This is a genomic window from Salinigranum halophilum (assembly GCF_007004735.1).
GTDB lineage: Archaea > Halobacteriota > Halobacteria > Halobacteriales > Haloferacaceae > Salinigranum > Salinigranum halophilum.
In genome coordinates, this window is sequence record NZ_SSNL01000003.1 from 253207 (window position 1) to 277301 (window position 24095).

24 protein-coding genes are annotated in these 24095 nt (G+C 67.7%); 10 read left to right on the forward strand and 14 right to left on the reverse strand.

Features of this window, described 5'->3' with window-relative positions:
• Positions 1-22 precede the first annotated feature (22 nt).
• From E6N53_RS05850 to E6N53_RS05885, 8 genes are all read right to left on the reverse strand, one after another.
• The gene (locus tag E6N53_RS05850; RefSeq protein ID WP_142857645.1) at positions 23-1729 is read right to left on the reverse strand and encodes a hydantoinase B/oxoprolinase family protein; all 1707 of its coding nucleotides are present in this window, start codon (positions 1727-1729) and stop codon (positions 23-25) included.
• A complete protein-coding gene (locus E6N53_RS05855; RefSeq protein WP_142857647.1) occupies positions 1726-3771 on the reverse strand; it encodes a hydantoinase/oxoprolinase family protein in 2046 nt (681 codons plus the stop codon). The genes E6N53_RS05850 and E6N53_RS05855 overlap by 4 nt, the downstream gene beginning before the upstream one ends.
• Positions 3772-3897: 126 nt before the next feature.
• Positions 3898-5100 carry an MFS transporter gene (locus E6N53_RS05860; protein ID WP_142857649.1) on the reverse strand — a complete coding sequence of 401 codons (1203 nt, stop codon included), beginning with the start codon at positions 5098-5100 and terminating at the stop codon, positions 3898-3900.
• Positions 5101-6858: an archaeosine synthase subunit alpha gene (gene arcS, locus E6N53_RS05865; protein ID WP_142857651.1), complete on the reverse strand. Its 1758-nt coding sequence runs from the start codon at positions 6856-6858 to the stop codon at positions 5101-5103. It lies immediately after the preceding gene.
• Between the two features lie 167 nt (positions 6859-7025).
• Positions 7026-7505 carry an Ig-like domain-containing protein gene (locus E6N53_RS05870; RefSeq protein WP_142857653.1) on the reverse strand — a complete coding sequence of 160 codons (480 nt, stop codon included), beginning with the start codon at positions 7503-7505 and terminating at the stop codon, positions 7026-7028.
• A 26-nt stretch (positions 7506-7531) separates the two neighbouring features.
• Entirely contained in the window at positions 7532-8035 is a 504-nt protein-coding gene (locus E6N53_RS05875) for a hypothetical protein (RefSeq protein WP_142857655.1), read from the reverse strand.
• A 140-nt stretch (positions 8036-8175) separates the two neighbouring features.
• The gene (locus E6N53_RS05880; protein WP_142857657.1) at positions 8176-8415 is read right to left on the reverse strand and encodes a hypothetical protein; all 240 of its coding nucleotides are present in this window, start codon (positions 8413-8415) and stop codon (positions 8176-8178) included.
• 7 nt (positions 8416-8422) lie between these two features.
• Positions 8423-9247: a M48 family metallopeptidase gene (locus E6N53_RS05885; RefSeq protein WP_142857659.1), complete on the reverse strand. Its 825-nt coding sequence runs from the start codon at positions 9245-9247 to the stop codon at positions 8423-8425.
• 90 nt (positions 9248-9337) lie between these two features.
• Between E6N53_RS05885 and E6N53_RS20975 the strand changes: the two genes are divergently transcribed.
• Together E6N53_RS20975 and E6N53_RS05890 are read left to right on the forward strand one after the other, a co-directional pair.
• Positions 9338-9481, forward strand: coding sequence for a hypothetical protein (locus E6N53_RS20975; RefSeq protein ID WP_201740139.1), 144 nt, complete (start codon positions 9338-9340; stop codon positions 9479-9481).
• 49 nt (positions 9482-9530) lie between these two features.
• Positions 9531-9971 (forward strand): pyridoxamine 5'-phosphate oxidase family protein, encoded by a 441-nt coding sequence (locus tag E6N53_RS05890; RefSeq protein ID WP_142857661.1) that lies wholly within the window; start codon positions 9531-9533, stop codon positions 9969-9971.
• 9 nt (positions 9972-9980) lie between these two features.
• On the opposite strand, the gene tgtA is transcribed toward E6N53_RS05890, so the two are convergent.
• The 4 genes from tgtA to E6N53_RS05910 all read right to left on the reverse strand — a co-directional run bounded on the left by tgtA (position 9981) and on the right by E6N53_RS05910 (position 14780).
• Complete coding sequence (gene tgtA / locus E6N53_RS05895; protein WP_142857663.1) at positions 9981-11456, reverse strand: tRNA guanosine(15) transglycosylase TgtA; 1476 nt, start codon at positions 11454-11456, stop codon at positions 9981-9983.
• A 487-nt stretch (positions 11457-11943) separates the two neighbouring features.
• A complete protein-coding gene (locus E6N53_RS05900) occupies positions 11944-12696 on the reverse strand; it encodes a CPBP family intramembrane glutamic endopeptidase (RefSeq protein ID WP_136589707.1) in 753 nt (250 codons plus the stop codon).
• A 93-nt stretch (positions 12697-12789) separates the two neighbouring features.
• Positions 12790-13383 (reverse strand): NUDIX hydrolase, encoded by a 594-nt coding sequence (locus tag E6N53_RS05905; protein WP_142857665.1) that lies wholly within the window; start codon positions 13381-13383, stop codon positions 12790-12792.
• Between the two features lie 68 nt (positions 13384-13451).
• Positions 13452-14780 (reverse strand): aryl-sulfate sulfotransferase, encoded by a 1329-nt coding sequence (locus E6N53_RS05910; protein ID WP_142857668.1) that lies wholly within the window; start codon positions 14778-14780, stop codon positions 13452-13454.
• Positions 14781-14962: 182 nt separating this feature from the next.
• On the opposite strand from E6N53_RS05910, the gene E6N53_RS05915 reads away from it, so the two are divergent.
• Together E6N53_RS05915 and E6N53_RS05920 are read left to right on the forward strand one after the other, a co-directional pair.
• Positions 14963-15877, forward strand: coding sequence for a cell division protein CdpA domain-containing protein (locus tag E6N53_RS05915; RefSeq protein ID WP_142857670.1), 915 nt, complete (start codon positions 14963-14965; stop codon positions 15875-15877).
• A 192-nt stretch (positions 15878-16069) separates the two neighbouring features.
• Positions 16070-17077 (forward strand): disk-shape morphogenesis protein volactin, encoded by a 1008-nt coding sequence (locus E6N53_RS05920; RefSeq protein WP_142857672.1) that lies wholly within the window; start codon positions 16070-16072, stop codon positions 17075-17077.
• A 51-nt stretch (positions 17078-17128) separates the two neighbouring features.
• Here the strand turns inward: E6N53_RS05920 and E6N53_RS05925 are convergent, their stop codons facing one another.
• Positions 17129-17527 (reverse strand): TFIIB-type zinc ribbon-containing protein, encoded by a 399-nt coding sequence (locus E6N53_RS05925; protein ID WP_142857674.1) that lies wholly within the window; start codon positions 17525-17527, stop codon positions 17129-17131.
• A gap of 117 nt (positions 17528-17644) precedes the next feature.
• Here E6N53_RS05925 and E6N53_RS05930 point away from each other — a divergent pair, with 117 nt between their 5' ends.
• From E6N53_RS05930 to E6N53_RS05955, 6 genes are all read left to right on the forward strand, one after another.
• Complete coding sequence (locus tag E6N53_RS05930; protein WP_142857676.1) at positions 17645-18511, forward strand: UbiA family prenyltransferase; 867 nt, start codon at positions 17645-17647, stop codon at positions 18509-18511.
• On the forward strand, positions 18508-18825 hold the full coding sequence (locus tag E6N53_RS21545; RefSeq protein WP_136589700.1) for a lycopene cyclase domain-containing protein: 318 nt from the start codon (positions 18508-18510) through the stop codon (positions 18823-18825). The genes E6N53_RS05930 and E6N53_RS21545 overlap by 4 nt, the downstream gene beginning before the upstream one ends.
• A gap of 32 nt (positions 18826-18857) precedes the next feature.
• The gene (locus E6N53_RS05940; protein ID WP_142857678.1) at positions 18858-19226 is read left to right on the forward strand and encodes a nuclear transport factor 2 family protein; all 369 of its coding nucleotides are present in this window, start codon (positions 18858-18860) and stop codon (positions 19224-19226) included.
• Positions 19227-19357: 131 nt separating this feature from the next.
• Positions 19358-19780 carry a DoxX family membrane protein gene (locus E6N53_RS05945; protein ID WP_142857680.1) on the forward strand — a complete coding sequence of 141 codons (423 nt, stop codon included), beginning with the start codon at positions 19358-19360 and terminating at the stop codon, positions 19778-19780.
• A 33-nt stretch (positions 19781-19813) separates the two neighbouring features.
• The gene (locus E6N53_RS05950) at positions 19814-20257 is read left to right on the forward strand and encodes a rhodanese-like domain-containing protein (RefSeq protein ID WP_142857682.1); all 444 of its coding nucleotides are present in this window, start codon (positions 19814-19816) and stop codon (positions 20255-20257) included.
• Between the two features lie 280 nt (positions 20258-20537).
• Entirely contained in the window at positions 20538-21764 is a 1227-nt protein-coding gene (locus tag E6N53_RS05955; RefSeq protein WP_142857684.1) for an RNA-guided endonuclease InsQ/TnpB family protein, read from the forward strand.
• 317 nt (positions 21765-22081) lie between these two features.
• Here E6N53_RS05955 and E6N53_RS05960 read toward each other — a convergent pair whose 3' ends face one another.
• Complete coding sequence (locus E6N53_RS05960; protein WP_142857686.1) at positions 22082-24025, reverse strand: aldehyde ferredoxin oxidoreductase family protein; 1944 nt, start codon at positions 24023-24025, stop codon at positions 22082-22084.
• Positions 24026-24095 lie beyond the last annotated feature (70 nt).

The following is a 24095-nucleotide window of genomic DNA, read 5'->3' on the forward strand; positions in this document are numbered from 1 at the left end:
CGTGAAAAAGAGCGCCGTCCCCTCACCCGTCGAGCAGGTCAACCGCGGCGTCGACGGGGTCGTCCCCGTAGTGCGACCGGGCGGCCGCTTCGGTCACCTTCTCCAGTCTGAGGTCCGCGGCCAGCAACGACGGGTCCCGTTCCTCGGGCGGTCCGTACCCGCCCGCACCGGGCGTCCGGAGGCTCACGGTCGTCCCGGCGGGGAGGTCGTGGGTCGACTTCCCCGCCAGCCGCGTCGTTCCCGCTGCGTCGAGTCGGTAGGCTGCCCCCGGTTCGCCGTCCTCGCCGCCGGCGAGCCCGTACGGGGCGTGTCGCTGTCGGTCGGCCAGGAGCGAGAACGTCGCCGTGTGGCCCCGCACGGAGATGTCGCGACGGAGGCCGAGGCCCCCGCGGTACTGTCCCGCACCCCCCGAGTCGGGCCGCAGTTCGTACCGCTCGACCCTGAGGGGGTACGCCGTCTCCAACACCTCGATTGGCGTGTTCATCGTGTTCGACATGTGGACGTGGACGCCGTCCATCCCGTCTTTGCCGTCTCTCCCGCCGAAGCCACCACCCTGCGTCTCGTAGAAGGCGTACGGACGCTCGGTTCGCGGGTCGGTCCCGCCGAAGGTGACGTTGTTCATCGTCCCCTGCGACCCCGCGAGCACGCGCGAGACGTCGGCCTCGGCGAACGCCCCGAGGACGACGTCCGTCACCCGCTGGGAGGTCTCGAGGTTGCCGCCGACGACGGCCGCGGGCGGTTCGGGGTCGACGAGACTCCGCTCGGGCGTCTCGATGGTGATGGGGCGGTAACAGCCGTGGTTCGGCGGTATCTCGGGGTCGGTCACACAGCGCACGGCGTAGTACGTCGCCGACGCGGTGACCGCGAAGACGGCGTTGACGGGGCCGGCCGTCTGTGGGGCCGTGCCCGCGAAGTCGACGGTCACCTCGTCGCCGTCGACCGTCACGGCCGCCCGGACGGGCAGGTCCTCGTTCCCCCGGCCGTCGTCGTCGAGGACGTCCTCGAAGGCGTACGTCCCGTCCGGGAGCGACTCGATTTCGGTGCGCATCCGCCGTTCTGAGTAGTCTTTCACCGCCTCGAGTGCCGGCGCGAGCGTGTCGCCGTACTTCTCGGCGAGGGCGGTGAACCGACGTCGACCGGTCGCGTTGGCGGCCTCCTGCGCCCGGAGGTCGCCGCGACGCTCGTCAGGGGTCCGAACGTTCGCGAGGATCATCGAGAGCACGTCCTCGTTCACGTCTCCACCCGAGGCGAACTTCACGGGCGGGATGCGGAGGCCCTCCTGGTAGATTTCGGTCGAGTCGGCCGCGACCGACCCCGCTCGAGCGCCGCCGATGTCGGCGTGGTGCGCCCGGTTCGCCGCGTACGCGACGACCGCGCCGTCGACGAACACCGGCGAGACGAGCGTGAGGTCCGGGAGGTGTGCGCCGCCGCGGAACGGGTCGTTCAGGAGCACCGAGTCGCCCGGTTCCAGTGTCTCGGGCGGGAACTGCTCGACCGCGGCGGCGACCGAAAACGGCATCGCCCCCAGGTGGACGGGCATGTTCTCCGCCTGTGATATCATCTCGCCCCCCGCGTCGAAGAGCGCGCACGAGCAGTCGCGGCGCTCTTTGATGTTCGGCGAGTAGCCCGTCCGGATGAGGTTGGCGTTCATCTCCTCGGCGACGGCGATGCAGGCGTTGCGGACGACTTCCAGAGTGACGGGGTCGACTCCACCCTCGGATTCGCTCATTCGCCGGCCCCCTCCGTCTCCACGACGAGGTTGCCGTCCGAATCGACCTCGACGCGCTGTCCGGGGTGGACGACGGTCGTCGACTCGCGCCCTTCGACGACGGCCGGCCCGTCGAACGTCGCCCCGGAGGGCAGGCGCGTCCGGTCGTACACCGGCGTGTCGAACGGGTCGCCGTCGTACACGACCGACCGCGTCGCTCTCTCGGCGTCGTCGACCGTCCCCTCGACCCGCGCTGCCCCGAGGTCCGGCGTCTCGACCACGCCTCTGGCCCGGAGCCTGAGCGTGACGAGTTCGACCGGCTCCTCGGGGTAGGCGTGCCCGTACCGCTGTCGGTGTCGCTCGTGGAAGCGTTCGCGGAGCGTCGACGGGGTCGACGCGTCTATCTCGCGGGGGACGGGCACCGAGAGCTCGAACGACTGGCCCACGTATCTGAGGTCCACCGAGGGTTCGAACCGCATCGCCTCCTCGGCGAGGGTCTCCGCTCCGAGCTGTGCCCGCCCCTCGTCGACGAACGAGTCGAACGCCGCGGCGAGGTCGGCGGGGTCGACGGCGTCGAGGCGGCGCACTCGCGAGGTGGAGTGGTCGTAGAGCGTATCGCTGATGAGGAGCCCCAGCGCGGAGAGCACGCCCGCGGTCCGGGGGACGATGACCCGCGGGATGTCGAGTTCCGCGGCCAGTCTCGGCGCGTGGAGCGGGCCCGCGCCGCCGAAGGCGACGAGGCCGAACTCGCGAGGGTCGTAGCCGCGCTCGACGCTCACGACGCGGAGCGCGCGCTCCATCGTGGCGTTCGCGACGTCGAGGATGCCCTGCGCGGCCGTCTCGACGTCGACCCCGAGGTCGTCCGCGACGTGCGTCTCGACCGCCCGTTCGACCGCCTCACCATCCGCATCGAGCGCGTCCGGGAGAAACGAAGTGGGGTCGATCCGTCCCAACACGGCGTGCGCGTCCGTGATGGTCGGGCGTGTCCCCCCGCGACCGTAACACACCGGCCCGGGGTCGGCACCCGCCGACTTCGGTCCGACGCGGAGCGCCCCGCCCTCGTCGACCCACGCGATGGACCCCCCGCCGGACCCGACGGTGTGGATGTCGATCATCGGCACCGAGACGGGGTAGTCGCCCACTTCGACGTCCGTGGTGACGAGCGGGTCGCCGCCGTCGACGAGCGAGACGTCGCAGGACGTCCCGCCCATGTCCATCGTGATGACGTTCTCGTTTCCCGCGCGCGACGCGACGTACGTCGCACCCTGGACGCCCGCCGCCGGCCCCGAGAGGAGCGTGTTCACCGGGCGCTCGCGGGCGGCGCGGGCGCTGATGATTCCGCCGTTCGACTGCATGATGCGCAGCGGGGCGTCGACATCCTCGTCTCGGACCGCCGTCTCGAGATCGCCGAGATAGCGGTCGATCACCGGTTTGAGCGCGGCGTTCAGCGCCGTCGTGAGGGTCCGCTCGTACTCCCGTATCTCGGGGAGCACCGTCGACGACAGGGAGAACGCGGCGTCGACGCCTTCCTCCCGCAGCAACTCGCGGACGCGCCGTTCGTGAGTGTCGTTCTCGAAGGGGAACAGCAGCGAGACCGCGACGCTGTCGACCGCCTCCAGTTCGTCCGCCAGCGCGCGGACCGCGCCTTCGTCGAGTGGCTTCACCACCCGGCCGCGCTCGTCGAGTCGCTCCGGCACCTCGAACCGGCGGTGGCGCTCGACGATGGGCGTCGGCTTCTGCGCCTGGAAGTCGTAGAGGTCCGGTCGGGCCTGTCGCCCGATTTCGAGGACGTCGCGGAACCCCTCGGTGGTGACGAGGGCGGTGTCGGCCCACTCCCCCTCGAGGACGGCGTTCGTCGCGACGGTCGTGCCGTGGCCGAAGAAGCCGATGGCCTCGGGCGCGAGTCCGTCGCGCTCGGTCTGTGCGAGCGCGTCGACGACGCCCCGTTCTGGTGCGTCGGGCGTCGACGGCGTCTTCGCGACCTGGAGTTCCCCGCCGCGGATGGTGACGAGGTCGGTGAACGTCCCGCCGATGTCGACGCCGACGCGGGCGTTCGCGGTCATCGCCGCACCTCGGCAGAGTCGGACGTGTCGGTTCGGTACGCGGTGTCCGTGACGGTCGCGTGTCCGAGGGGTCCACTCGTCCGCTGGTTCGCCATGGGCCGACAACCGCTGACGGGGGTAAATAGTTCACGCCGGACGGGGTCGTGCTGTCAGCCTGCGGCGGAACACCACCGCGCCCCCGAGCGCGAGGAGGTTCAGCCCTGCGAGCGCGAGAAAGCCGACGCCGTAGCCGCCGGTGAGGTCGCGCGCGGCACCCGTCGCGGCGGGGAGGACGATCGAGCCGACGTTCCCGGCCGCGACGACGACCGCGAGAGCGGCCCCGTCGCGTGGCGTCGCCCGGGCCGCGACAGCGTACACCGCGCCGAACGGGAGCGACACCGCGACCATCGCCACCAGCGGAAAGACGAGCACGACCGCGGTCGGCAGCGGTGCCGCGAGCGCGGCGAAGCCGACGACAGCGACGGCCGTGCCCCCGAGGATGACCGTCGCGTCCGTCAGCCACTCGTTCGCGACGGCCAGGCCGCCGACCCACCGACCCGCGGTGGCGACGACGAGCACCAGCGCGCTCAGCGGCCCGGCGATGCCGAGGTCGGTGTAGTACGCCGTCACGAACGTCGACAGCGTCACGAACGAGCCGATGATGGCGACGTAGACGAACGCCGCCAGGAGGACGACGGGGTTCGTGAGGACCGACACTCGCTCGTCACTCGACTGGCTCGTCTCGTCTCCCGTCTTCTCCGGTGGCCGCGTCGTCTCGTCACCGCGGCTCGAGAGCAAGAGCCCGAGTGCCGGCAGCGCGAGCAGTGCACCGGGGGCGTGAATCGGCCCGATTCCGGGTGTCGCCGCCGCGACTTCGGCGAGTCGAGGCGTGACGAGAAAGCCCACGGCACCGCCGAGTGTGAGCAACGCCCCGTAGACGCCCTGTTGTCGGGTCGTCGCCGAGCCGCGATGTAGTCGTGCGAGCTGTGTCGCGCCGACGCTCAGGACGAACCCACCGACGACGCCCCAGGCGGCCCGTAAGGCGAGCAGGGTCGAGAAGGAGGTGACGAAGTCGAGACCGACGGCGAGGACGACGTGCAGGAGGAGCGCCCACCGGAGGAGCCGTGCCGTCGGCTGAGTGTCGGTCAGGCGCGACGCGATGGGTTGTGAGACAACGAACGCGCCGAGCGCGGCGCTCGTCAGGAGCCCGAAGGACGCGAAGTCGATGCTCAGGCGTGTGGTGAGCGACCCCGGCACCGCCGCGTACGCGAAGATGACGTAGCCGAGCGAGACGGCCGCCGCGTGCGGGGCGAGTTCGAGCCGGCGCGTCTCTCCGCCGCGTCGACCCACCTACGTCTCCTCGACGTGTCGCACCTCGACGGCGATTCCCCTCGAAGAGCCGCACATCTCCGGGCCGGACATCTCCGCACGACCCACGCCGAACGCCTTCGGCCCGGTGACGACCACCTCGTCGCCGACTCTGATGTCCGCCGAGGCGTCGACGACGCCGGGTGCGAGGACCGACCCGTGCGGGACGAAGCTGTCGATTTCGACGGTCTTGGTCGGCGCGTCGCTCTCGACCCAGCGCCGCGCGCCGGCGAGGGTAAAGGCGAGCATGCCGTACTGGGGCACCATCGTCGCCCACTGCTCGCCCTCCGTCCCCCGCACCTGGAGCTTCGGGTACCGCGCCGTCGTCTGGAACGTCCCGGACGGGAACACCTCGTCGCCCGCGCCGTCGCCGAACATGTAGTCCGCGATGGCGCGGACGGTGCTGTGTTCTCTCGTGCGTTTCCGGTAGCTCATCTCGCCGTCGAGCGCGTCACGGAGGTTCGCGAGGGAGTCGTCGGTGGTGGGGTGGTCGACGACGGTGTACTCGAAGTCGAGGCCGAGTGACGCCTCGACGCGCTCGCAGACCTCGCGATACCCTTCGTCGGGGACGTGGGCGACGATCTTCGGGTAGTCGTTCCGCTCGAGGTAGCGCTCGAGCACCCGTGCGACGAAGCCGATCTCGTCCTCGCTCCATCGCCCCGTCACCACCGAATCGTAGTGCTGGGCGGGGTAGGTGAGTTCGAGTTCCTGCGGGACGACACCGATGGGTGACGTCATCGACACGAGGTGCGCGCGGAAGTTGATGGCGTCGTGGAACTGCGCGTGCGACTGGGACTCGCTGTAGGGCTTTCGGGCGGAACAGGGGACTAAGACGAGCGGCCGGTCGAAGCGGTTCCGGTACCGCGAGGTCACCCGGTCGGCGAAACGCTGAATCTCGACGCGCCGAAGGGTGTCCTCCGTCGCCGAGAGCAGTTCCGCGTCGCGGATGACGGGCGTCCGTTCCTCGACGAAGCCGTACTGCTGGTCCAGCGTCCGGAAGGCGGCGGTACACCACGCCTCGTGGCGCGCCTGTCCCTCGACGTAGTCGCGGAGGCGGCCGTCGCGGATGCGTCGACGGACCCGCGCGAGTTCGGCGGCGAGTGCGTTGACGTTGTGGGTCGCACAGTCCCCGCGGGTGAACGACTCGCGGCCGCTCTGACACGCCGGACACGCACAGGGGAGTTCGTCGAGGTCCTCGAGGAAGTACTCGCCGTCGCTCGCGAGATACCGACCCTGTCGGCCCTTGATGCGGGCGAATTTCCCGTCGACGAGGTCGACGCCGCAGTACGCCAGGGTCGCGACGTTCGCGGGCGTGGCGACGCCGGCGAGGTAGAGGGCGGTGTCGGCGGGCGTCGCGTCCCTGACCGCCCGAACGGCGTCGACGAACGCCGAGGCGTGGCCGACGACGCCCACCGCGTCGGCGAGTACGTACGCGTCCGCGCCGTAGTCCGCCGCCGTCTCGGCGGTGACGACCGCCGCGCTCGGGAAGTCGACGTCGGGGTAGTCGACGGCGAACGACTCCTGGACCGCTTCTCGCGTTCCGGCCGGGAACGCCCGGTGGGGAAGCACGGTGAGGGCTTCCTCGCTGCCCTCGGGCGTCGTGCGGGCCTCGCTCCACAGGCTCCCCGCGTCCTCGACGACGTCGTCGCCGAGCGCGGGGGTCGTCAGGGGAGCAGACAGACGGAGTTCGCCGATGCGCGCCGCCCCGTCGCGCGCGTGAACCTCGAAGTAGTCGGTCATAGTCGCCGTCCGATGCGGAGAGAGAACTATCTTTTCTTCTGGTCGCTCGGTCGGCCGAGTCGGTCGTCCGTGCCTCCGCTCCTGCGCGTGGTGTCTGCACGCCCGAGACTGTCCGCAGGCGCGACGCCACGCGCCACCGGCTGCTCGCCGCCGTTCCTCCGCCGTCTCTACGCCGCCGCCCCGCGGTTCAACTCGACCGCCCCGTCCTGCGCGATGAACACGTCGAGCTGGTTGAACCACGTCTCGGGGCGGAACTCCCGCGCGAGCCGAACCGCACCGTCGACCTGCACGGTCACCCGGTAGGGGTCGCCGCTCCCGTCGTCGGGCGAGAGCTCAGCAATGCGCTCGAACTCGCCGGGGTCGACCTCGACCGTCTCGGCGACCCGGAGGCGGTCGCCCCGGACGACCCAGACGGTGACCGTGTGTGAGACGTCGTGCTCGTTGACCGCGAGCATCGTCACCGCGTCGCCGCGGCCGCCCGTACAGCCCGCGAGGGGACCGCCGAGTGCGAGGAGACCGCAGACGCGAAGGGACTGACGGCGTTTCACGCGAAGGCTGTCGGCCGCGTCGGTGAAAAATGGCTCCGTCAGCGTCCTTCGAGACGACAGCCGCGCGGGGATGGTGAACACGGGGCGCGTCTCGGTCACGGTCGGTCGTCGTGGACTCCGACCGCCTATCGCTCACTCGGCCGTTTCGTGACGGTGAACCCGGCTCTCCGCGTCACCTGATTCGCCCCCGTGAGAGAGCAGGTAACGGCGAACTCGTATGCCCCGTCTTCGAGGTCTGCCACGACGTACGTCGTCTCTTCCGTGTACGGTGTCGGGTGTGGTGTGAGGCTCAACGACCACTGGTGCGTTTCACCGCCGTCGAGTGTCCGTTCGCTGGCCCCGCCGTCGCCACGCGCGACGGGGTCTCCGTTCGCTCTCTCGCCTTCGATTCGCCACGCGTCGGGGTCGACAGTCACCGAACAGGACGTTCGATTCCGGAGTGTGAACGTGAGCGTCTCGACGGTGTCGCCACCGGTTTCGATCACGAACTCGTCGGTTTCCGCCGTCAGGGAGAGACCATCACCCCCGGCACAGGCAGACGACCCACCGTCACGTACCGGCGCTTCGAGACACCCCAACGCGGGAAGCATCGCCGTGCCAAGGACTGTCAGAACGAATCGGCGTTCCATACGAACGCTCACCGGTCAGGCCAACAAATGCGTTTTAGACGGTCAAACGTCCGTTTGTGTGACTGACCAACGCTACGGGCCGCCGTTGCCACGGGCTCTGTTCCACGCACTTCCCGAGGGCACGCAGACGACCGCTGTGACTACCCGAACGCGACCCACCCGAAGTACAGCCCCAGCGTGACCAGCGCCACGCCGAGTCCCCGCACGAGCCACCGAGCGCGCGCCGAGACGCCCGCATCGTCGCCGTACTCACCGCCCCTGTCGGAGGGGAGCCGACCGGCCGTCTGTACGCGAATCACACTCCCGGGTGCAGCGACGAACAGGAGGCCGACGCCGACGCCGAGCACGGCCGCGAGCAGGGTGCGGAGGTCGACCGCCATCGCGATTTCAGGCGCGCAGCCGCTCGATCCGCTTCTCGACCGGCGGGTGGGTCGCAAAGAGCTTCGCGAGCCCCCGCTTCTCGCCGAAGATACAGAGCGCGTTCACCTGGGCGTCGACCGCGGTGTCGTCGGCGCGCTCCGACCGCCGGCTGATCTTCTCCAGCGCGGTCGCCAGCGGTTCGCCGCCGCCGACCTCCTCGGCGGCGTCCGCGTCGGCGACGTACTCGCGGTAGCGAGAGATGGCGAAGACGAACAGCATCACCAGGAGCTGGGTAATCTGGCCGACGACGATGGCGAGGAAGAAGTCCGCGAGGTCGTTGTCGCCGGTCAGGAGGACGGCCCACTGGGCGACGATGGCGACGATGGAGGCGACGCCCTGCCCCAGTACCATCATCACCACGTCGCGGTTGCGGATGTGGGCGAGTTCGTGTGCGAGGACCGCCTCGACCTCGTCGGGTTCGAGCCGGTGCAGGAGTTCCTCGCTGACGACGACCGTCCCGTTCCCCTTCCGCCCGACGGCGAACGCGTTGGGGACGCCCATCCGCGCGACCATCAGCCGCGGCTTGTCGATACCCATCTCCCGCGAGAGGGCATCGACGCGGCGGTGGATGTCCGAGAAGCGGTCCTCGGGGAGGTCCTCGGCGCCGACGCTCCGCAGCGCCATCCACTTACCGAGTTTGTACTGGACGCCGACGAAGCCGACGCTGCCGACGAGGACGAGCGGGAGCGACAGCCCGAACACGCCCATCGCGACGACGGCCGCGACGGCGTAGAAGACGAACAACACCGAGCCGACGAGCGCCATCCGCGCTTTGAGACCGAGGTGTCGCATCTGTGGTGGGGGTCGGATATCGCGACACTAAGGCTCGGTGGTCTCGCTCGGGGATGGGAACTCTTGTCGTTCGAGCGCCTCCCCTCACGTATGCTGCCGCCGCTGCTCCGCCGGTGTCCGGACTGTGGGTTCGTCGGTCTGCGCCGGCGGTTCGTCACGACGGACCCCGGCGTCGTCACCTGTCCCGTCTGTGGCTTCCGGTTCGAGCCGGTCGACCGCCCGTGGCTCCAGTGACCGTGCGCCGGCCCCCGGTGCTTTTGCGTGCTCCGTCACACCACCGAGTATGAAACTCACGGGGACCTGGAACAGGGAGGAGGTCGACGACTTTCTGACGACGACGGTCCCGATTCGCCTCTCGTGTCGCACTCCCGCCGACCACCTCTGGATGCTCTCGCTGTGGTATCTCTGGGAGGACGACGCACTGTGGTGTGCCACCGGCGCGGACGCGGACGTGGTTCGCTACCTCCGCGCGAACGACGAGGTCGCCTTCGAGGTGTCGACGAACGACCCACCCTATCGCGGGGTTCGCGGCCGCGGCCACGCCAGCATCGACGTCGACGAAGAAAAGACGCTCCTCCGCCGACTCCTCCAGCGCTACCTCGGGGGAACCGACTCCACACTCGCCCGACGGCTGCTCGCCCCCGAGCGCGACGAAGTCCGAATCAGGGTCGACCCCGCCCGCCTCCACAGCTGGGACTACTCCGACCGGATGCAAGACAGCTGACCCCGGACCTCAGCGTTCGGCGCGGCGGTTCCGGAGCGTCACCGCGTCGGGCACGAGCGCGAGCGCAGCGGCGTCCCAGTCGTCGTGTGCGAGGGTGAACTCCGCGTCGGGGTTGCCCTCGACGAGCCGCCGTACGCCGTGGGCCGCCATCTCCTGTGCCGCGCGGTCGACCCGGTCTGGCGTCTCGGCCGTGAACGGGTACGCGTCGGAGAGTTCGCGCGGGAACGGACCGAAGGGCGGGAGGACGCGCCAGACGTCGTCGTACACGTCGGCACCGCCCTTGCCCTCGGTGAGGAGCACCTCGCCAGCGACGGGGAGGCGGTCGAGCCGCGCGTGGTGGCGACGCACCTCGGGTCGCCGGGCGCTCTCGGTCGAGAGGTAGAAGAAGGCGTCCTTCGAGACGTGGTCTGCTCGCTCTAACTGGTCGGCGTGGTCCAAGAGCGCCCGGTAGCCGTCGAGCATCGCCGGATGGCCGCGGGCGCGCGCCTCGACGAGTTCGAGGAGGTTCCCCCTTCGAATCGCCTGTTTCACCCGCCGAAGCTCCCCGTAGGAGACGTGGAGGTTGTGCTCGGCCAGCAGGCGCTCGCGCTCGGCGTCGTCCTGCCTGCGAATCTCCGCGGGCGAGTGGCTCGCACAGACCGGACACTCACAGGGCAGGTAGTCGAGGTCGGCCAACTGCTCGGTCCCTCGCACGGTGAGATAGCGGTCGTCGCGCGCGTACAGCGCGTACGCGGCCGAATCGAACAGGTCACACCCCATCGCCGCGGCGAGCGCGAACATCATCGGGTGTCCGGCACCGAAGAGGTGGACGGGCGCGTCGACGCCGAGGCCGCGTTTCGCCCCGGCGACGACGTCGACCATCTCTGCATATCGGTAGGAGTTCATCAGCGGGACCACTGCCCCGACGGGGAAGACGTCGAGGTCGGTCGCGTAGGCGGCGCGAGCGGCTTCCTCGCGGAGGTCGGGGTAGGTCGACCCCTGGACCGGCGCGTTGACGAGCATGTCACCCACCTCGACCGCCTCGGCGTCCGCGAGCGCCTGCTTCGTCTCGTCGAGTTCGCGCTCGGCTTGCTCGCGGGAGACGTCCGGGGGTGTCGGGATATCCACTGGGGTCCCGACGTCGGAGCCGATGTCGCGCTGGAACTCGACGATCTCCCGCGTCGTCACGTCGATCTCGCCGTACTCGGCGAGCTGGAACGACCCCGAGTCGGTGACGATCGCGCCCGAGAAGTCCAGCATCTCGTGAAGGCCCTCGTCGAGGGCGCGCTCGCGGAGGTCGGGGGTCGAACGGATGATGTAGGAGTTGGTGATGAGCACCTGTGCGCCGAACTCCGACTCGAGGCGGGACGGGGCGATGGTCTCGATGTTCGGGTTGATGACCGGCATGAGCGCCGGCGTCTCGACTGTCACGCCCGCGCGGGGAACGGTCAGTTCGCCGATTCGCCCCGCGGCGTCGACGTGCCGGAGTTCGAAGTGCTCGCGCATCTGGTCTCGATTCGGCCGGTGGCGGGTGTAAGCGTTGTGTTCCGCCGATCGGTCGATGTCCGTAGCTCCGCTCGCCCGGAGCGTATCGATGGGGTCAGTCCGTTGTCCCTACCGTACACACTCACAGCGAACGGTCTCGAATGCCAGGGCGGTGAGGCCACAGCCTCCCCAACCGATTCCTTCGCGGCCTCGCTACACTCGTCCGCTCAGTCATCCCTCGCACGAGTCACTCGTTCACGTTCGTTCACTCGTTCCCGCGCGCCGACTGCCACAGTACGGTGCGGTGGCGCGACGGCCGCGGCCTCCGTGCCGCGAGGACACGCGAGGGATGAGGGCCGAGTGACCGAAGGGAACGAGGTCCGAATCGGCTGGGGAGGGCGTGGCTTACGCCACCCTAGCGGCCGCACGGTTCTCCGCCCTGACGGACACATCCGCGATTCAACGTTAGATATGAGAACACGAAGTCCCGTCTCGATGTCCACTCACCTCACATCGGCTGTGCGCCGCCGAACTGGATGGCGACGTACAGCAGGGTGAAGAGCGTCGCGTTGTAGATTCCATGCACTAACGCCGGCACGACGAGGTTCTTCGAGAACTCGTAGACGGCACCGAACACCAGGCTCGGGAAGAAGAGGACGACGATTGAGACGAGTCGCGCCCCCGCCCCGCCCGAGAGGGCGACGAAGTGGATGGCGGCGAAGATGGCGCTCGCGATGACGATGCCCGGGACGGCGTCGAACGTCTCGCGCAGGCGGTTCTGGACCACGCCCCGGAAGAGGAGTTCCTCGCCCGGACCGATGATGAGGATGGAGGCCGGAATGAGGAGCAAGAGGACTTCGGGGTTCTCCGCGCCGAGTTCGGCGGCCTGGTTCGACCCGGCCTGGACGCCGGCGACACTGACGACGATGGCTCCGGTGATGGCGACACCGATGGCGACGACGTAGCCGACGACGACGGCGCCCACTTCGGGGAGTGAGGGGACGCGGACCCCGAGGTAGTCCCTCGTGAGGCCGCGGTACCGCAGATAGCCGAGGGCGACCCCACCGAAGGCGACGCCCTGGAGGAGGACGAGCGAGGCGACGATGAACCCCAGCGGCGTGACGCGGACGCCGCTGGCCTGGATTGCGGTGAGCGAGCCGAGCACCAGCGCGGTTCCGACGACGATGCCGACGACGGCGACGGCGACGGCCACGCCGACGGAGCGCAACGGGGACGACGCCTCACCCGTGGAGACGGACATACACCCCCTCTGGTCTCCGTGGACAAAACACGACTGGTCGCGGGACGGGGTCTGGTTCGCCGTCACGGGCTCGGCGGCGCGGCGGCCTGTCCTTCACTCGTGATGGTGGGCGTACGCGAACAGTCCGAGCAGCGTCCGGCCGTCCCTGAGCTCGCCGCTGAGCGCCCGGGCGAAGAGGTCGTCGTACGGCGTCGTCGAGACGCGGATGCTCTCGTTGAAGTCGAGGTCCTGTTCGCCCGTCGGCGTGCACCCGCGGGCGACGAAGTAGTGGTGGACGGCGTTGGCGACGCCGTTTATCGGCTCCGAACTGAGGAGCGGTTCGACGCTGTCGGCCTCGTACCCCGTCTCCTCGGCGAGTTCGCGCCGGGCGGCCTCGGTGAGGTCGTCGTCGTCCGGTTCCGTGGTTCCCGCCGGGAGCCCGTGGCTCACCCGCCCGACCGCCTGTCGCCACTCCTCGATGACGACCAGTTCCTCACGCCCCTCGTCCCTGGCGACGAACGGGAGCACGACCACCGCGGGCGGTTCGTCGACGTAGTGATAGTCCGTCTCGGTGCCGTCGGGGAGTCGGACGTCGTCGCGACGGACGTCGAAGCCCGGGCAGGAGTAGTCGATGGCGGAGCCGAGCAGTTCCCACGCGAGGTCGTCGTCGGCCGTCTCTGTGCTGTCGCTTCGTCCCTCACGGTCCATACTCGATGGGGGGACGGTGTCGGCAAAGGCGTGTCCATCCGCGGGGCGGAGACGACACCCCGACGTCTTCAGCCGCGGCTCCGACCGACCCACGTCTTCAGGTGGAGGCCGCCGCCGGCGAGCCCCGAGAGGACGGCGAGCAGTGTCGTCGCGACGTGGAGTTCGGAGACCCAGAACGGGATGGGGACGCTCGTCCGGATAATCTGGAGCAGGGCGGTGAGGACCGGCACTTCTCCCGCGGTGGTCGTGTCGCCGGGAGTCCCGTACAGCGTCGCCCCCACCGTCTCACCCTCCGGGAGGCGCTCTGCCTCGTAGGGGATGAGCGGCGTCCGGTAGCTCCACACCGTCTCGCCCGACTCGTTCACCTCGACGATGCGCTGGTTCGCCGAGTCGGTGATAAGCGTATTCCCGTTCGAGAGGCGGTCGGCGTCGCGCGGCCAGGAGAAGGCCACGCCCTCGGCCTGTCGGAGCACCCACGCCTCCTCCCACTCGCCGTCCTCGGTGCGGTGGAGTTCGACGACCCGGTTGTTCTCCGAGTCGGCGACCAAGACCGCGCCGTCGCCGAGCCACTGCGGGTTGTGCTGGTGGTCCAGGAGGTCGGGGTCGCCACAGCGGACGTCGCCGTCGCCGTCGGCGTCTTCGAGCTGGTCGAACTGGGTGCAGTCACTGTCGTCGTCGTCGTCGGTGTCCTCGTTGACGACCTCGACGACGCCCGACCCGCGCTCGACGATGACGAGCTGGTTGGCGTTGCGGACCGAGACGAGGAAGCGGTCATCTCCCAGATAGTCGACGTCGTTGATGTGGAGCCAGTCGCGCCGGGTGGGGTCGTCGGGCGCGTCGTAGAACTCGCTCGCCCGCCACTCCCAGGTCTCCTCGCCGGCCTCGTTCACGGTGAAGATACGCTCGTGTTCCATGTCGCTCAGGACGAGTTCGCCCGAGGGGAGCGGCTCCACGTCGTGCACCTCGCTGTTCTTCCGCGTCCGAACCGGGAAGGAGTACTCCGATTCGACGGTCGGGGTCTCGCCCGACGGGTCGATGACACGGTAGCCGGTGTGGGTACACGGCGACTCGTAGGGGCCACAGTCGGTGTAGCCCGAGTGCATGAACCCCGCGAGGACGCGCTCTTCGGAGACGTGCGTCACGTCGAAGTACGAGTCGGCCGACGCTTCCGTCCAGACGACGTCCGACCCGGCGAGCAAGTAGACGCTTCCGTCCTCGTGGAGGCCGGGACCGCCACCCTGTGAGCCGACGAGCGTCCGCGGGGGGCCGTCGCTCCCGTCGACGGTGTCGGTGGCACCGATGGTCGGCGCTGTCACGGCACTTCCCACGAGGGGGACCACGAGGACGACGCAGGCCGCGACCAGGAGGAGGTTCGCTGTTCGAGTCGAGCGGGTCATCTCGTATCACGCCCTCTGCGTATCGAACTGTAAGCCTTCCCATCCCGCACCGGCCGCACGCTGCTCGACGAAACACCAGTACTGATTCTTTTCACCCAGATACTGTCGCCGTGTTCCCCATCGATTACGAGCTGTGATAGCTAGGGGCGAACAGTATTGTGGGAGGAGTCTGTACCGGGGGCATGGACGCGAACCAGGCCGACGAGAACCTCCTCCTCGGGTTGTACCGACGGTACGTCGGGCCGCCGGAGGCCGAACGCACCGTGTACGGGGGATTCGGGCTGTTCTTCGGTGGCATCGCCCTGGCACTCATCGGCATCGTCGTCTTCCTCGCGAGCGCGACGGTGTCGCCCGACGACCTCTTCCGGTACACGCTGCGCGAACTCGCCGGGGTCGCCGGTGCCGTCGGCTTGCCGGCGCTCCTGCTCGGCGTGACGGTGCTCCTCCCGGTCGACCGCAAGGCGCTCTACGCCGCGGCGGCCGGCACCGCCGTGTGTCTCGTCGGCGTCGGCCTCTTCTCCGTGTCGTACCCGTACGCCTGGAACGTCGTCGGCTCCGACCGGAGCGGGCAGGTCGTGGCCGTCTACGCGCTGGGCATCGTCGTCGTCATCGGCGCGACGGGGGCCGCGCTGGTCGGCCACCACATCCACCGCGCCTCGACGACGGAGCGGGTCGTCGAACGGGGGGTCGGCGAGTCGGCGGTGGGCGGTGGAACGAGCGCAGATGAGGCCGTCACGGACGAACAGGTCCGCCGGGACATCGACGAGGCGATGGCCGACTCCGAACTCTCGTGGGGTGGCGTCGACACGATGAAGACCACGCGACTGACGCTGAACACCGACGCCTTCGACGACATCGACCACTCGAACGTCGCCGACGTCGAGGCGAAGACCGTCCGGAGTTCGGGCCGTAACGTCGACGACGCGGTCAACGCGATGCGGGGCCTCCGCGGTGGCGACACCAAGGAGGCCCGCAGCACCCAGACGACGGACGACCAGACCGCCGCGCTTCGAGCGCTCCGCGAGCAGCGCGCGGCCGAGGACCTCTCGACGGACGACGACGGTGTCGTCGACCGCCTGCGGAACATGTTCTCCTGACGGTACCCGACGTGACCGTCCGACTGCTCGGTGTCACGAGACTCGCGTCTGATTCTCGCTCGCGAGACGGGAGGCGTACGGCCGATTTCGACGGACGGTTTACAAATTAGCCATCCGTGGTGCACACAAGAAGCTTCTCATCCTTGATACTGGGAGAGTACCATTTATCACGATTCCTCGAAGTGTGAGTGCATGGCAAAGGGCCTCGACGTCGGCACGATGAACATCATCTCTGGACAGCAGGACGAGGCAGAGACGGTGTTCGTCCAGCAGCGCAACTCCTTCGTGGAGATCGAGTACAGCGATATGGCGGAACAGATGCTCTCTCGGAGCGACGTCCTCCACATCCGAAAGGGCGACCAGGTGTACGTCGTCGGCGACGACGCGTTGAACTTCGCCAACATCTTCAACCGCGAGACGCGGCGGCCGATGAGCCAGGGTATCCTCTCGTCCGACGAGTCCTCGGCGATTCCGATGATCAAGCTCATCACCGAACAGGTCGTCGGCCAGCCGAGCCACCCCGGCGAGCGGCTGTTCTTCTCCTCGCCCGCAGACCCCATCGACTCGGACCTCAACACGCTCTACCACGAGAAGACGCTCGAATCGATGCTCGGCGACATCGGCTACAACCCCGAACCCATCAACGAGGGGATGGCGGTCATCTACTCCGAACTCGCCGATCACAACTTCACGGGCCTCGGCGTCTCCTTCGGTGCGGGGATGACGAACGTCTGTCTCTCGTACTACGCGGTCCCCGTGATGAAGTTCTCCATCGCGCGCGGCGGTGACTGGATCGACGAACAGACCGCCAATGCGACCGGCACGCCCGTCGACAAGGTCACCTCCATCAAGGAGGACGGCTTCGAACTCGACTTCACGACCGACGTCGGCGGCGTCGAGGGGGCGCTCGCCATCTACTACGAGAACCTCCTCGACTACGTCATCAAGAACATCTCACAGGAGGTCGACGACGAGGACGTCGAGGAGGGGCTCGACGTGCCCGTGGTCGTCACCGGCGGCACCTCGTCGCCCCGCGGCTTCGAGAAACTCTTCGCGGACCACCTCGGCGACGCGCCGATTCCGTTCTCCATCAGCGACGTCCGCTCGCCGGACGAACCGCTCTACAGCGTCGCCCGTGGGGCGCTCGTCGCCGCCCGGTCCGAGGAAGAGCAGACCGCGGCCGTCCCCAGCGAAGACTGAACCGGCAACTCGTTCTCAATTCTCTCACGGCCACAGCCAGCGTGCGCCGACTCACTCCGACTCGGTCCGGCGCACCACCGGCGTCCCGTCGAACGCCACCACCGTCGGCGTCGTTCCGCGTGCAGAGGGGTCGGCCCGGTCGTCGCCGGTTCCGGTCGCCGCTGTCGGCGTCGCGTCGCCGTAGAAGCGTTCGAGCGCCTCGGTCCACGTTTCGGCGCGTTGACGCGGCGAGGGGTCGTCCCAGTCGGCCGCCCGGACGGGACTCGTCGAACCTCCCGCGTATCCCTGCCCGTAGAAGCGTTCGAGCGCCTCGGTCCACGTCTCCATTCGCGCCCGCGCGGCGCGGTGTTCGGCCTCGATGCCGACGTGCCCGCACTGCTCGCAGACGGACGCCTCCCGGTCGGCGAGGCGGTACGTCGTGAGCGGAGTCCCGCACTCGGGGCAGTCCATACGCTCCGTTCGCTCGGCGGACACATATAGACTGTCTCGCCCGGGGCGACGGTGAGACCCACGCCCGTCGCCACTCACGTGGCAAACGACTATGGTGTGTGTCCACTTACCGCGGATATGTCGATTTCGAGACACCGTTCCGGACCGGGTGCGGCCCTGCAGGCGCTCGTCTCACAGGTCCACCCGGTGTTCATGCTCCCGCCGCTGGCCGCGAGTGCGTTCGGCGCGGTGCTCGCGCGGGAGGCCGTCGGTTCGCTCGCGTTCGTCCACCTGTTCGTCGTCTTCTGCGGGCTATACACGGCGCACGTGAAAGACGGCTACGTCGACTTCCACGTCCGAGGGGAGGACGACGACCACCCGCTCACCGCAGGCGGGTGTCGGGTCGCGCTCGCCCTCGCGACGTTCGGGTTCGCCGTCGGCACCACCCTCCTCGGCCTCGCCGTCGACGTCGTCGCCGTCGCGCTCTGTCTCCCCGGTTGGCTCGTCGGCTACCTCCACGCCCCGCAACTCGACACGAACCCCGTGACAGCGACCCTCGGCTACCCCGTCGGTATCGGCTTCGCGCTCCTCGGGGGCCACTACGTCCAGTCCCGGACGCTCTCTCTCACCGTGGTGGCGTTCGCCGTCGTCTTCGTCGTCATCCTCGCCGGCATCAAGGTGATCGACGACGCGACGGATTACGCGTACGACAGGCGCATCGACAAACGGACTGTCGCCGTCGTCCTCGGCCGCCGGCGGGCACGACGGGCCGCCTACGGCCTGATGGTCGCCGGCCTCGGCGGCGTCGTCGCGTTCGCTCTCGCCGGTGTCTTCCCGCCGTCGTCCGTCGGTGCCGTGGTCGCGTTCGGCGCTGTCGCGTGGGTCGCCCGACGGGCTGGCTCGGACGACCGCCTCGCGACGATGCTCCTCATCAGAGCGTCGTACCTCTTCCTCGCGGTACTCGTCGTCGCCGTCTGGTTCCGGCCGCTCGTGGGGGACGCATGACCCCGGACATCGGTGTCCTCGGCCCTTACACCTACCTGGCGACGGAGGTCCTCTGGGGGGCCGTCGCGCTGTGCTTGCTGTGGTACGCCGACGCGTTCCGCGCGGCCGCCCGGACGACGCTCGTCCTCTACCCCTTCGCGTACCTCTGGGACTGGTACACGCTCGAGGTGGGGGTGTTCGCGATTCCGCTTCGGACGGGCGTCGAGTTCCTGGGCATCCCGGTCGAAGAGCACCTGTTCATGCTCGTCGTCCCGGCGATGGTCGTCGGCACGCACGAGTCGCTCCGTCGATACACGGGGGAGGACGACGGGTAGAGACTTTTGTGTCTGGTGGGCGTACTGTCACCATGGTGCCCCTCGACCACGGGACGTTCCGGACCTGGCTCGACGAGTACACGACCGCGTGGGAGACTGGCGACGCCGACGCGGCCGCGGCGTTGTTCGCCTCGGACGCGACCTACCACGAGACGCCCTTCACCGACCCGCTCGACGGGCGGGACGCCATCCGGACGTACTGGGCGCAGACGACCGCCACGCAGGAGGCCACGGACGTCGACACCACCATCGAAGCCATCAACCGGGCGACGGGGCTCGCGCAGTTCGAGACGACGTTCGTCCGCGACGGCTCGCTCGTCACGGTCGACGGGGTCCTCTCCGCACGGTTCGTCGCGGGCGACTGCGTCGAGTTCCGCGAGTGGTGGCACCGGAAGGGCTGATTCGCCTCCCCGGGCCCCCGACGTCCCGACGGCGGCGACGAACCGGCCGGGTGACCGCGAGCGAGCCGAACCCGAGCGAGTGAACGACTCACCGTCCGGCCGCTTTTCCCCGCACACTCCGTCCTCACACCATGGACCGCACGACCATCCTCCGACCTCTCGCTCGTGCCGAACGCGTCGCCGACCCACTCGCTCGGGTGGGGCTCGGCGTCGTCATCCTCCTCGCGGGCGTCCACAAACTGTTCGCGCCCGAGGCCTGGGCCGTCTACCTCGTCCCGCCGTTCGACCGGTTCGTCGTCCTCTCGCCCGTGCAGTTCATGCTCCTGAACGGCGTGCTCGAACCCCCGTTCGCGCTCGCGCTCGTCTTCGACCGGTACACGGTGTTCGCGGCCGCGTTCGTGACCGTCTCGCTCTCGGTCACCGTCTGTTATCTCGCGGTCGCCGCCGTCCTCACCGAGGGCGCGTTCGTCGACGTGCTCATCCGCGACGTCGGCCTCGCCGCGCTCGCCGCGAGCGTCACAGTCCGGGCGGCGAAGCGTCGTGCCGCGGCGTGAACGATTATACCGCTGGCGTGCGCGTACTCGGCCATGAGCGACACCGAAGCCGACTTCGAGGTCGACCGGAAGGCGTGGGACATGGCCGACGCGGCGGACGAACAGGTCGAGACCGTGACCGTCGCGGAGTTGCAGGCGGAACTGGACGCGCAGGCGGGCGACGAGACGGACGTCGTCGTCCTCGACGTCCGCGACATCCGCGAGGCGTGGATCGAAGGCGGCGTCCCGGGGGCGAAACACGCCCCGCGCGGGATGATCGAGTGGTGGGCCGACCCCTCCACGAAGTACTACAAGCCCTTCTTCCACCCCTCGAAGCGGTACGTCGTCTACTGTAACGAGGCCGGCCGGTCGGCGCTGGTCGCGAAGACCCTCGGCGAGATGGGCTACGACGACGTCGCCCACCTCGAAGGCGGGTTCACGGCGTGGAAAGAACAGGGCGGCGCGGTCGAAGAGGTCCCCCAGCGCGACTACAAGTAGGCGAGCCGCTCGAACTGTTCGGTTCGCGAGCGGTGTCGGGAATCACGCTGAAGACAGGGAGCGTATCAGTCGCACGACTTCGCCGACCCGGTACCAGGGGCAGCTAGGGCACGGACCGATAGATGCTGAGGGAAGGACTCGTCACTCCTCGTCGTGGGGGCCACGCGTATACTTTTTACAAGCGGTATAGGAGAATGCCCCGGGGCTTGACCCTGGGGTTGAATCCGATAGGCCGGGATACAAACCATTAATTGAACAACTCTCTAATCAATAGATAGCGATGGAATACAGTCACCGCTACCACGCTTACCCGACACAAGAGGTAGCGGCTGAACTGGAATACCATATTGACGTTCATCGCCAAGCGTACAACCACACTCGATACGAATACGAGAACGTTGACGCCGACGACATCGGCTCCGCGTACAAACACCACTATCGACTCCCCGGCTGGAAAGAAGAGTTTCCCGTTTTCTCCGATGTTAACTCGAAGACTTTGCAACGAACCGTCACACGGTTCTATCAGAACCTTTCAAACCTCTCCGACAAAAAGCAGAACGGGCACAAGGTTGGGAAACTCAAGTGGAAGTCTCCGACCGAGTACCAGAGTATGACGTATTCGCAGTCCGGTTTCGAACTCAAAAACACGAGTGGCCGACATGCGACGTTAGAACTCTCCAAAGTCGGAGACATTCGGATTCGCTACCACCGCGAAATTCCCGAACGAGCAGACATCAAGGAAGTCACCATCAAGAAGGAGACCACTGGCGAATGGTTCGTCTCCTTCGGACTCGAAACCGACGACGCTGACTTACCCGAGAAACCCGATGTGGGGTCGCTCGATACGAGCAACAGCGTGGGTATCGACCTCGGCATCCTCAACTACATCCACACGAGCGATGGGAAGACGGTAGACTGGCTTGACCTCGAAGACGAGTACGAGAGACTCCGACGAGAACAACGTAAGTTGTCTCGTAAAGAGAAAGGGTCGAGAAACTACGAGAAACAACGCCAGAAGGTCGCCAAGGTCAAACGCCACATTCATGGGAAGGTGCTGGACTATCAGCACAAAATCACGACGTGGCTAGTCAAAGAGTACGACGCTGTGTTCGTGGAAGACCTGAACGTTCAGAGTATGCTTCAGGGCGACGGGAACGCTCGCAACAAACAGGATGCGGCGTGGCGGCAATTCATCACCTTGCTCGAATATAAGGGCGACCTGTACGGCACGCACGTCGTGCAGGTTGACGCGCAAGGAACGACCAAAGATTGTTCATCGTGTGGCGTGGAGACGGTGAAACCTCTCTGGGTGCGTGAGCATTCGTGCCCGTCGTGTGGGTTTGAGTGCGACCGTGACGCGAATGCGTCGTTGAACGTCTTGCAGAGAGGCTTTTCTGAACTAGGGCTGGGATGGCCCGAAGATACGCCCGTGGAGACTGCGCTCCCTACGGACACGGATTCCGTGTCTGCAAAGCGCGTCGTAGAAACGGGAAGCCTCGGAGCTTGACCCCGAGGCGATTCACTGTCCCTGTCGCGGTATCGTTTGCTTTCATCGTTGTACTCCTCGTTCGTAATCGTCCGAAGCAACTTATCAGCGGCTTTTTTTTACCTTGTTCGAGGTCTTCTCCGGCATCAAATTACAGTAGTCGTGAATGTATATATAAGTTTAGTCTCTCATAAAATGAAATTTTTTGGTGCACACGCCTTCTGCACGCCGCAGGCCGGTACCCTCTGCTCGTGACACCTCCGGGGGAACGGTCCGACTGTACTCTCAGTGGGTGGTCGTCGTCGAAAAAAGCAGTCGTCGTGGGGTTCCGAGCCTGCTCAGTCGTCGGCGGGCGTGCCGGCACCGCTGCCGGTGGAGACGCCCGTGCCGGGGCCGACGTCAATGCCGAGGTCGTCGAGCTTCTCGTCGGGCACGACGCCGTCGACCCAGCCGCGGTGGGCGTAGTACTCGTCTTTCATCTGGTCGAGCTCACACAGTTCGCCCTCGGAGGCACCCTGGCCGGGGACGGCCTCGTCGCCCTCGACGAACCGTCCGGGGAGGGAGTCGTCGACGCCCTCGAAGCCGGCGAGGTTGTTGTAGTAGCGCTCGAGGTTGTAGATGCGCTCGCCCGCCTCCATGAGTTCGTCCTCCGTGACGCTGAGGCCGGTCATGCCGTTGTACTGGAGCACGTACTCCTCGACGCCCTCCGCGAACGCGTTGAACTTGCAGATGTCGAACGAGTCCGAGATGGCGTGGAGGTCCTGGAAGGTGGCGGTGAGTTCGCCCTTGCCCTCCCACGCGTAGGGGTCGACCTTCTCCGGGATGCCGAGAATCTCGGCCGCCGGGGTGTAGCCACGCAGGTGGCACGCCCCTCTGTTCGAGGTGGCGTAGGCGATGCCCATGCCCTTCATACAGCGCGGGTCGTACGCCGGAATGGTCTGGCCCTTGACGTCGAGGCGGTTCGACTGGGCGTCCATCTCCTCGGCGACGAGCTTCGCGCCGTCGGCCAGCAGGTCACCGAGTGCGCCTTCGCGCTCGGCGATGCGGTCGATGAGGTCGACCATCTCCTCGGAGTCGCCCCAGTCGAGCGTCTCGCCGAGGTCGTCGAGTCGGCCCTCCTCGGACATCTCCATCGCCATCGCCATCATGTTGCCCACCTCGATGGTGTCGACGCCGACGTCGTTGCAGCGCTGGAGCATGAGCGCGATGCGGTCGCGGTCGGTGTGACCGGAGTTCGGGCCGAGCGCGAACGCGGACTCGTACTCGTACGACTCCGTCCGGACGTTCATCTCCTCGCCCTTGTGCATCACGTTCACCTCGACCTCCTTCTTGCAGGCGACCGGGCAGGAGTGACACGTCGGCTCGTCGACGAGGATGTTCTCGCGGACGTTCTCCCCGGAGATGCGCTCGGCGTCGATGTCGACGCCCGCGCCCTCGTCGGAGTCCTTGTACGAGTGCGTCGAGGTGTACTTCCCGTTGCGCGTCGGGAGGCCGTCCATCTCCTCGGTGATGTTCATGAGGACGTTCGTCCCGTACAGCGAGAGGCCGCCCTCGTTCGGGGCGGTGACGTCGGACTCGCGGATGACCTCCATGGCCTGCTGATACCCCTTCTTGAACGTCTCGGGATCGGCCGGCTTCGGCATCTTCGTCCCGGACTTGACGACGATGGCCTTCAGGTTCTTCGAGCCCATCACACAGCCGGTGCCGCCGCGCCCGGAGGCGCGGTCGTCCTCGTTGACGATGCAGGCGTAACGGACGAGGTTCTCGCCGGCCTGGCCGATGGCCATGATGGAGAGGTTCTTGCCGTAGGAGCCGTCGACCTCCTCCTCAACGATGTCCTTCGTCTCGTGGACGCCCTTACCCCAGAGGTGGCTGGCGTCACGCAGTTCGACCTCGCCGTCCTCGACGACGGCGTAGACCGGCTCTTCGGCCTTGCCCTCGAAGAGGAGTCCGTCGAAGCCCGACCACTTGAGTCGGGCGCCCGACCAGCCGCCGTGGTGGGAGTCCGTGACGGTTCCCGTCAGCGGCGATTTGGTACAGACGGCGATGCGGCCGCTCATGGTCACCTGCGTCCCCGTGAGCGGGCCGTTCATGAACGCGAGGAGGTTCTCCTCGCTCAGCGGGGCCACGTCGGGGCCCTGGTCGAAGACGTACTTCACACCCAGACCGCGGGCGCCGATGTACTTCTTCGCGTCCTCGTCGTCGATGCTCTCGTATGCGACCTCACCCGACGAGAGGTCCACGCGCGCGATGTGGTCCTGGAATCCGCCTAAATCTGTCATAGTTAATGCTCGAGATTATATTGGGTCGCTGTCCGATTAGATGTTGCCACCGTAACGTAACCGCCTTCGG

What these genes read in the sequence shown, in the direction of transcription:
- E6N53_RS05850 (WP_142857645.1), bottom strand. Translation starts at nt 1,729, where the DNA reads ATGAGCGAATCCGAGGGTGGAGTCGACCCCGTCACTCTGGAAGTCGTC.
- E6N53_RS05855 (WP_142857647.1), bottom strand. Translation starts at nt 3,771, where the DNA reads ATGACCGCGAACGCCCGCGTCGGCGTCGACATCGGCGGGACGTTCACC.
- arcS (WP_142857651.1), bottom strand. Translation starts at nt 6,858, where the DNA reads ATGACCGACTACTTCGAGGTTCACGCGCGCGACGGGGCGGCGCGCATC.
- E6N53_RS05875 (WP_142857655.1), bottom strand. Translation starts at nt 8,035, where the DNA reads ATGGAACGCCGATTCGTTCTGACAGTCCTTGGCACGGCGATGCTTCCC.
- E6N53_RS05880 (WP_142857657.1), bottom strand. Translation starts at nt 8,415, where the DNA reads ATGGCGGTCGACCTCCGCACCCTGCTCGCGGCCGTGCTCGGCGTCGGC.
- E6N53_RS05885 (WP_142857659.1), bottom strand. Translation starts at nt 9,247, where the DNA reads ATGCGACACCTCGGTCTCAAAGCGCGGATGGCGCTCGTCGGCTCGGTG.
- E6N53_RS20975 (WP_201740139.1), top strand. Translation starts at nt 9,338, where the DNA reads ATGCTGCCGCCGCTGCTCCGCCGGTGTCCGGACTGTGGGTTCGTCGGT.
- E6N53_RS05890 (WP_142857661.1), top strand. Translation starts at nt 9,531, where the DNA reads ATGAAACTCACGGGGACCTGGAACAGGGAGGAGGTCGACGACTTTCTG.
- tgtA (WP_142857663.1), bottom strand. Translation starts at nt 11,456, where the DNA reads ATGCGCGAGCACTTCGAACTCCGGCACGTCGACGCCGCGGGGCGAATC.
- E6N53_RS05900 (WP_136589707.1), bottom strand. Translation starts at nt 12,696, where the DNA reads ATGTCCGTCTCCACGGGTGAGGCGTCGTCCCCGTTGCGCTCCGTCGGC.
- E6N53_RS05905 (WP_142857665.1), bottom strand. Translation starts at nt 13,383, where the DNA reads ATGGACCGTGAGGGACGAAGCGACAGCACAGAGACGGCCGACGACGAC.
- E6N53_RS05910 (WP_142857668.1), bottom strand. Translation starts at nt 14,780, where the DNA reads ATGACCCGCTCGACTCGAACAGCGAACCTCCTCCTGGTCGCGGCCTGC.
- E6N53_RS05915 (WP_142857670.1), top strand. Translation starts at nt 14,963, where the DNA reads ATGGACGCGAACCAGGCCGACGAGAACCTCCTCCTCGGGTTGTACCGA.
- E6N53_RS05920 (WP_142857672.1), top strand. Translation starts at nt 16,070, where the DNA reads ATGGCAAAGGGCCTCGACGTCGGCACGATGAACATCATCTCTGGACAG.
- E6N53_RS05925 (WP_142857674.1), bottom strand. Translation starts at nt 17,527, where the DNA reads ATGGACTGCCCCGAGTGCGGGACTCCGCTCACGACGTACCGCCTCGCC.
- E6N53_RS05930 (WP_142857676.1), top strand. Translation starts at nt 17,645, where the DNA reads ATGTCGATTTCGAGACACCGTTCCGGACCGGGTGCGGCCCTGCAGGCG.
- E6N53_RS21545 (WP_136589700.1), top strand. Translation starts at nt 18,508, where the DNA reads ATGACCCCGGACATCGGTGTCCTCGGCCCTTACACCTACCTGGCGACG.
- E6N53_RS05940 (WP_142857678.1), top strand. Translation starts at nt 18,858, where the DNA reads ATGGTGCCCCTCGACCACGGGACGTTCCGGACCTGGCTCGACGAGTAC.
- E6N53_RS05945 (WP_142857680.1), top strand. Translation starts at nt 19,358, where the DNA reads ATGGACCGCACGACCATCCTCCGACCTCTCGCTCGTGCCGAACGCGTC.
- E6N53_RS05950 (WP_142857682.1), top strand. Translation starts at nt 19,814, where the DNA reads ATGAGCGACACCGAAGCCGACTTCGAGGTCGACCGGAAGGCGTGGGAC.
- E6N53_RS05955 (WP_142857684.1), top strand. Translation starts at nt 20,538, where the DNA reads ATGGAATACAGTCACCGCTACCACGCTTACCCGACACAAGAGGTAGCG.
- E6N53_RS05960 (WP_142857686.1), bottom strand. Translation starts at nt 24,025, where the DNA reads ATGACAGATTTAGGCGGATTCCAGGACCACATCGCGCGCGTGGACCTC.